The organism is Candidatus Zixiibacteriota bacterium (genome assembly GCA_034003725.1).
Classification (GTDB): Bacteria; Zixibacteria; MSB-5A5; order GN15; family FEB-12; genus WJMS01.
Window position 1 is genome coordinate 1 of record JAVEYB010000026.1, and the last position, 7,883, is coordinate 7,883.

Annotated in this window: 6 protein-coding genes; 3 read left to right on the forward strand and 3 right to left on the reverse strand. The window is 54.3% G+C overall.

Annotated features, from left to right (window positions below; all coding sequences use genetic code 11):
* Window positions 1-910: hypothetical protein (locus RBT76_15680; GenBank protein MDX9859224.1), on the reverse strand; the 910-nt coding region annotated here is incomplete at its 3' end.
* A 219-nt stretch (window positions 911-1,129) separates the two neighbouring features.
* Here RBT76_15680 and RBT76_15685 point away from each other — a divergent pair.
* Window positions 1,130-1,993: a restriction endonuclease gene (locus RBT76_15685; protein MDX9859225.1), complete on the forward strand. Its 864-nt coding sequence runs from the start codon at window positions 1,130-1,132 to the stop codon at window positions 1,991-1,993.
* Window positions 1,994-2,065: 72 nt separating this feature from the next.
* Here the strand turns inward: RBT76_15685 and RBT76_15690 are convergent, their stop codons facing one another.
* Window positions 2,066-2,560 carry a putative molybdenum carrier protein gene (locus RBT76_15690; GenBank protein MDX9859226.1) on the reverse strand — a complete coding sequence of 165 codons (495 nt, stop codon included), beginning with the start codon at window positions 2,558-2,560 and terminating at the stop codon, window positions 2,066-2,068.
* Between the two features lie 436 nt (window positions 2,561-2,996).
* Between RBT76_15690 and RBT76_15695 the strand changes: the two genes are divergently transcribed.
* Window positions 2,997-3,509, forward strand: coding sequence for a hypothetical protein (locus RBT76_15695; protein ID MDX9859227.1), 513 nt, complete (start codon window positions 2,997-2,999; stop codon window positions 3,507-3,509).
* A gap of 107 nt (window positions 3,510-3,616) precedes the next feature.
* Window positions 3,617-4,351: a DUF2971 domain-containing protein gene (locus tag RBT76_15700; protein MDX9859228.1), complete on the forward strand. Its 735-nt coding sequence runs from the start codon at window positions 3,617-3,619 to the stop codon at window positions 4,349-4,351.
* A 336-nt stretch (window positions 4,352-4,687) separates the two neighbouring features.
* Here RBT76_15700 and RBT76_15705 read toward each other — a convergent pair whose 3' ends face one another.
* Window positions 4,688-7,843 carry a type I restriction endonuclease subunit R gene (locus RBT76_15705; protein MDX9859229.1) on the reverse strand — a complete coding sequence of 1,052 codons (3,156 nt, stop codon included), beginning with the start codon at window positions 7,841-7,843 and terminating at the stop codon, window positions 4,688-4,690.
* Window positions 7,844-7,883: the final 40 nt, after the last annotated feature.

Below are 7,883 nucleotides of genomic sequence, written 5' to 3' on the forward strand. Positions count from 1 at the left end.
CGTCAAAGTTGTCGTCCAGCCAGGCGACTCTGTTCCCGTAATTGGCCACATCGATGTTGTCGTCGTCGCCCATGGTGAGGGTTTGAACATTCCCTTGCTCCCATAGGTAGACCTGATAGTATATGGGACTGGCCTCGGTCCATGCGATACACGCCTTGCTGATCGAGAGGGAGCCAACGTTGCCTATAGCTATACCGATGGAGAGGTTGGTAATGGCGACCCCGTCATAGAGGTATACATCCGTCCCCCTGCCCGCAGTTCCCCCTTTCCATGCAACCAAGTCGTCGTCAATGACTTGATCGTAATCAGCCTGGTTATTATCCGTCAACCTGATGACGCTATCCCCGTCCCAATAGAAAATCTCGCCATCAGGGCCGTCTGCGTACCCGCTCCACACAACCCGCCCGTTGCGGACCTTCGGGTCGGTGTCATCATAGTCATTGTTGGTGAGCTGGGTGACGGTCTTCCCGTCCCATAGCATGATCTCAAAGCCGTTGCCGTTGTCCTGGGACCAGACCACGTTCTTGCCGTCAGTATGGGGGGTGGCACACATGGCTGTCGCCCCGGTGTTGCTGATGTTTATCGCCTTCGGAACGCCTGGCAGGAGATAAGCCCCGTCCCAAAGGAATATCTCGCTGATATCGGCTGACAGGTCTAGGGAGTCCACCCAGACAACGTACTTGCCCCCGACCGCGACATACCCGTCAAAAACATCGTTGTTTGTCAACGGGATCGTCTTCTTGCCGTTCCAGAGCATGATTTCCGCGTCTGTCCCGTCCGAACCAACCCATGCCACGAGCTTTCCCGAGGTCACGGGATCATGGTCGTCATAGTCGTTCATGGATAAGGGCCATTCGGCGCGTACAGAGACGGCGGCAATCACCACCACGGCTAGAATGCTGCGGAGCATGGTCAAACCCTCCCTCATTGGTTAAATGGGGCACAAAGATAGCACAGGTTCCGGTTTTTTCACCTGCGCCTGGATTCCGACCTACTCCATGACCTTTGCCAGAAGCTCGGCATCGCTGGGACTGAGATTCGGCCTGGTGCTCCACGCGGCATTGCATTTCGACCCAAATGGATACAGGGTACATTCAAAACTGTGAATATCTAGAGAAAGGGATGCGACATGGCAAAGCACAAACAGATACCGAGATACCATCAGTTGATGAATCCGCTCCTCGCTGCGATGCATGAACTCGGGGGGTCGGGCTCGATCGACGAGATTTCGGAAAAGGTCACAGAATCGCTTGACCTACCGGAGGACGTTCTTGCCATCCCTCACGATCCAGAGAAAAGCAGCATGACGGAAATAGAGTACCAACTCGCCTGGGCAAGGACGTATTTGAAAAACTATGGAATTCTCGACAATTCCAGTCGAGGGGTCTGGGTCATCGTTCCAGATAAACGGGATGTTACCGACATCGACCCACAAGAGGTTGTCAGGACGGCAAGAGAGAAATCCAAAAAAGAACGTGAGGCCGTACCTCTCGTTCCCAAGTCGGAAGAGGAACTACCGGACGGCAATGAATCTTGGCGCACCAAGCTTCACCATGTATTGACTCGAGAGCTGTCACCAGATGCCTTTGAGCGCCTAGTGAAGAGGATGCTTCGCGAATCTGGATTTGTCCAAGTTGAGGTTACCGGGCGATCCGGCGACGGGGGGATTGATGGGAAAGGTATTGTCAAGGTGGGTGGCCTTCTCAGTTTTCATGTTCTCTTCCAGTGCAAGAAGTACAAAGGCTCCGTTTCCGCTGGAGCCATTAGAGATTTTCGAGGTGCTCTCGTTGGCAGAGCCGACAAGGGCCTGTTCGTTTCAACCGGCACATTCACCCGTGATGCTATGCGGGAGGCTACCCGGGACGGGGCCCCTCCTATCGATCTGATCGACGGTGATCAACTTGCTGACAAGCTGAAGGAACTCCGTCTTGGGATCAAGGCTGAAATGGTCGAGAGCGTTGACGTAGACGAAGACTGGTTCAAGAATATCTAAAATAAGAATTCCCTTAAGTGGACTTCAGCAAGTGATTCCCGCTCTTCTGAAGGTCATGAGCCCATCCATCCTTTAGGTGTTGTCTACCCTCCGCATATCAGTCCTTACCCAGCGCCGGTGCGTAAAGGCTCCCCCTTGCTCTTTAGTCATCGCCATGTTCGGTGACTTGGCCAAGGGACTCGTCAGTTTTACTGCTCGTACCAGGGGAGCCCGAGGTGATTTCCGGGTAAAGATCCAGCCAACGGAGCAGCCGAGGTTGATATGGATCCAATGCTTGCCGTGCTTCTCTGCAAGGGCGATGGTCATTTCCGATCCGCCTGTCGGTTGACCGTAGGTGAATACGATGGTGGCATCCGATTCAACGACGTTCCGCTCCGTGCGGATGCGGTAGTCGGCAGATGCCGTTTCCTTCAGGTCGTAGATCGCCGGAATGACGCCATTCTCCGACTTGCGCCCCTTCCGACACCATCCGCCATAGGGAATGCCCAGTTGGATGGAGGCGTTGAGTCCGCCTTGGTCAGCGCCGGTCTGACCGCCGGAGACGATCTTAGAGATGGGGTAGTTCATGGCGGGAAATGTATCGGAGAAGGCAAGGTTGTCAATGGGGGCAAGGGTTCAATCATACTGTTCATTGCTGGGGTATGCCACAGACTGCATGATCCAGCATTGCAATTTGCCCCGAATGGATACAAATTACATCCACAAGGGGCAGACCTCAAATGGGATAAGGGACTGTGTTACCATGATATATGGACTGGATTTGCGCCATCTTGGCGCACCTCGGTCGGTATAATACGGAACCGGGGTATCCACTTGACTCAACCTAATCCGCTGCAACGTGCTGGTATCGATGTAGTTGCACCGGATTATTGAAAAATGCGCGTAATCGTTGCAACCATCTAGCATTCAGATGCATACAGCGACCATGGTTGAGTCAAGTGGATACCCCGGATACGGAAAACCAACCTCTTCCACATAAAGCAATCGTTAGGTCATAAACACTATGCCAATCGACAATTGCGTCCATAACTTTGAAGGGCTGGCTGCTTCTGTGCTGCCGAACCACTTCAAATTACTGGAAGCTGCTATCCGGTCTCCCGCCGCAGCGGATGCTTTTGTCGGCTTTAAGAGCGTTACAAAGGAAATACTGGTTCACCTCAAGCGATCGACAGACTTTCCCGGCTGCTATGTTTTCATCGACGGAGAGACGCCCATCTATGTCGGTATCTCGCGGGGCGTCATCAAACGGCTTGTTCAGCATCTCAACCTTGATTCCCATTATTCAGCGAACCTTGTCTATCGCATGGCATCCGAAGACTACCCACACGAAATGAGGCGTGATCAAGCCATGAAGGACGAACAATTCAAGACCGTGTTTTTCTCGGCACAAGAGCGTCTGAGGCAAATGAAAGTTGCTTTTGTCGAAATTAACAATGACTTGGAACTGTACCTATTTGAAGTGTATGCTTCAATGAAGCTGGATACTGACATATGGAACACGTTTCGGACTCATTAGCGTTGCTTTTCACTTCCGGGTATGGCGAACGTTAGCACAGGAAACCATTCTTAATCTGAGCAATAAGTATAAAACCGAAATAACAATGGATCGTTGCAGGTACGGCTATGATTTACAAGTATACGAAGCTCTTTCCAAGCATTTGCAAGAATCTTGAATTTCGGTTTTCTTCTCCAAAAGAGTTAAACGATCCATTCGAAGGACATATCGATTATTCGAGTATAGAAAATATTGCGTCAAAAATGACATGGGAAATTGAATTTGATAAAGCCGATTTACTTGAAATAGCAAAGGCGGGAATTTGGTTTGGTGATATCCGCATATTTTCTCTATCCAAAACCTGCGACAGCCCTTTAATGTGGTCGCATTACGCTGATAGACATAGGGGTGTAGTCATCGGCTTCAATGAAGCAGATAATTTTTTCAATCAAGATATTATTTACCACAATGAATCTTCTTTTCCGTCTGACAAGTTTGGCAAATTATTGCCAATGCAATATGGCAAAAAGAAAATTGAATTAATGGATAGTTTTAAAAGATTGCCGATTCTGTATAAGTCCGAAGACTGGATCTATGAGCAAGAGGTTCGCTTTGTGTTACCCAAAGAAAGCGTATCTTCCAAAACAAAAAATGAATCTGGCGCTGATATCGATCTTTTTAAGATTCCAGAAAGCACTCTTGTAAGTATAATCTTGGGCGCTAACTGCGATTCGACAGACTTAGTTAGGGATCTGCAAGGATTATTGAAGAGGAACCCAAGATTGAGCCATGTGAAAATTTTCAAAGCTGAAATCAACTTGAGCTATTTTATTATTGATTTCAAAGAAATTATATTAGATTAACCAACAATTGACAGCGCATAAGGTAAAATTATGCTCAAACCAGTAAAGGTTGCCATCCATGCGGTTGGACTTGATGAAAATGACGCTTATGAATCTATAATACTCCATCCGCAGCGAAGGTTTGTAGCTTTCGCCGGTCCAGTAGCGTCGGATCGACTCAGATATTGCCTTAGGTCTGATCCGCCTTGGCGATGGAGCGGACAATATTGAAGATGGGGAAGTTCATCGGTTTGCCCCCCCCGTACCCATCCTTGCCACGCATCCGCCCCGCCTTCCCCGTGCCATAAATACGGCAACCTTCCTGCGGCACACACCAATCAAGCTTGGATCAACCTTTCACCCAGCCGTGGCATAGACGCTGACGCCCTCGCCTTGGTAGCTCTCGTACACATGCTCGAAGAGGGTGGCGCACTTGCCTTGGTACAGCTCCGGGGTGTATGCTGGGGGCAACCCGTGGTCGAGTTCATCCTCGATCGCCAGGCGCACCTGGGCACGAGCCTGGGTCTGACGCCGCCAATCGATCGCCAGCAGCGTCTTCAGCCGCTCCAGCACCTTACAGGCAACCTTCTTGACCTCATCCCGCTCTTCCTGGGTCAAATCGGGACCGGGGCGAGTGAGGATGTCGAACACCGTCAGCTCTTCCTCGGTCAGGTGTTCCCGGACGTGCCGCAGCCTTTCCTCATTGAGCGAATGGCTCAACGCAAGCAATTCCTGGTAGATCTGCTCGATGTTCCGGCTGCCGTTGTTGTAGCTCTCGACCAGCTCCTCGAACTTGTCCTGGTAGTTCACTCGGCTCTTGTTCAGGCGGAGCAGCCTGCCGAGCTGCGCCCGGATGGCAGCCTTGAGCCGTTCAAGGTCGGTGCTTCTGTGCCTTGATTTCTTGAACTTTGCCGCCAATGCCTCGAAGTTGACATTCGACAGGTCCAGCACCGGCAGTTCGTCCTCCCTGATCTTGATGCCGGCGATGGATTCGTCGAGCAGCTTGTCGATGCTGACCAATACGCCAGCGATGTCCACAGGCTCGGGCTTGAGGATTGTGCGGATGGCTTCGGCGATGGCGGTGAGGGTTGCCACGCGACCGGTGAACTCCAGCGCCGTCGGGTCGGGCTTCACGGCGCAGTACAGCGTGTTGACCAGGCGCTCAAGCCCGAGAAACTCGCGGCGCAGCGGGTCCGGCGAGATCAAGGCGTTCACGGCATCGTCGATCCGCTGCAATCGCTTCATGTCGCCAGCGGGCAACTGCTCAATGTTGGGGAGGTTCACCTGACGAGCGGCGCAGAAGGCGGTCGCTTCGCCAATCGCCTGCCGCAGCTCCTTCACCAGCGCCGCCTTGTCCTTCACCGGGTTCTTGCCATCCTTACCCGCGCCATAGATGGAGAGCGCCTTCTCCAGCGAGGCAAAGACATTGGCGTAGTCCACGATCACGCCACTGTGCTTGCCGGGAAAGACCCGGTTCGCCCTGGCGATGGTCTGCATCAGGGTATGGTTCCGCAGCGGCTTGTCCAGGTACATCGTGGAGCAGCTCGGGGCATCGAAGCCGGTCATCCACATGGCGCACACAAAGACGAGCCGCAACGGGTCATCCGGATCCTTAAACTTCTCGTCCAAGGAGGGCTGCGACTCGTTCATCCGCCTCCGGTGCGGCACGATGTCGAGACCGCGCTTCTTCATCTGCTCGATCTCGTTCTGACCGGGAGAGACGATCAAAGCCATGTCCGTGGTCTGCAAGACCTGCAAGCGGTCGAGCAGTTCATCCTTCTTGTCCATCGGAAGGCTGTACTGCCCCAGCTCCTGCTTTACCCGTGCCATTTCCACCGTCCAATGCTTCCGCACCTTGTCATGCATCTTGAGCGCGGTAGCCTTGTCGATGGACACCACCATCGCCTTGCCGACGAAGCCGCGCCCTAGGAAATGCCGTACGATGTCCTGGGCAATGGTCTCCAGCCGGTCGTCGCGGGTGAGGATGTTGTATTGACGGCTCAAATTCCGTTCGAGCTTCGCTTCCTGCTCGGGGTCGAGGTCCGCCGCCTCGATGAGATCGTAGAGATCCTCGTTCAGGTCCGGGTTCACGAGTTGCAATTCGGGCGTGCGGTTTTCGTAGAAGAGCGGCACGGTCGCGCCGTCCTCGACCGATTGCTGGAAGTCGTAGATGGAAACGTAGTCTCCAAAGACCTCCTTCGTCCTCTCCTCGCCGACGATGAGGGGAGTACCGGTGAAGGCAAGGAACAGCGCCCTGGGCAGCGCCGCACGCATGTTCAGCGCCAACGTGTCGTACTGGCTGCGGTGCGCCTCGTCCGTGAGCACGATCACGTCTGGGCGGTCGCAGAGCATCTCCGGTGTCTGGAACTTGTGGACGAGGGTAAAGACGTAGCGATGATTTCCTCGCAGCAGTTCGCGCAGGTGAGCGCCGCTCTCGGCATGGCATTGGTCTCCCTCGGTTTCACTGACTGCACCGGTCGTCTTGAACGTCTTGGCAATCTGGACATCCAGTTCCACACGGTCGGTCACGACCACAAACGTCCAATTGCCTGCCACCTTGCGCAGCACCTTCTGCGCGAAGAACACCATCGAAAAGCTCTTGCCGCTGCCCTGCGTCTGCCAGAACACCCCCCCGCGACCGTGCCCCGCCCGACGCGCCTCCAGCATCGAGGCGATGGCATTGTTCACGCCAAGGAACTGGTGGTTCTGCCCGATGATCTTCGCCAACCCTTCCTTGTGCTCGGAAAACAGCGTGAAGTTCTCCACCAGGTCGAGCAGCCGTGCCCGGTCGCATGTCCCACGAATCATCACCTCCAGCGACACCCGGCGCGGCTCACCCTCAAGCTCAATACGCTTCCACTCGAAGAACCGTCCCCAGTCCGCCGTCAGCGAACCGACGCGGCTTTCCGTCCCGTTCGAGGCGATGAGCAGCGCATTGTACCGGAACAGCGCCGGAATCTGCTGCTTGTAGTGGGTCAGGTTCTCGTCGAACGCCGTTCGGGCGGACACGCCAGGCTTTTTCAGCTCGATGACCACCAGCGGCAACCCGTTGACGAAGCCAACCAAATCCGGACGGCATGTGTAGAGCGCGCCGGTGACGCTGAACTGGCTGACCAGGAGGAAATCGTTGTTCGCCGGATGCTCCCAATCCACTACCCGCAGCCGCTCCGTTTTCTGCCCACCACGCTCGCGGTCCGGCACGGAAACCTTGATGCCATCCTTCAGCAGCAGGTAAATCTCGCGGTTCGCCGCCTCCAAGCTCATTGCCGAGCGGTCCCGGGTCAATTCATCCATGGCGGCGGTGATCGCCTCGGATGGCAGCACCGGGTTCAACCGCTCCAACACCGCCCGTAACCGGGATATGAGAACCACGTCGCCCTTCGTCTCACGCTGCAACGTGCCGGTCGCACCGAGGGTCTCATCCAACGCCGACACCGTCTTCCAGCCAAGCTCCGCCAACAACCCAATCGCGGGCTGCTCGACAAGCTGGTCTTCGGTGTAGGTGTGGGGCATGGGGGTAATCAATTCGCGGGTAAGCCGAGTTTATCGAAAA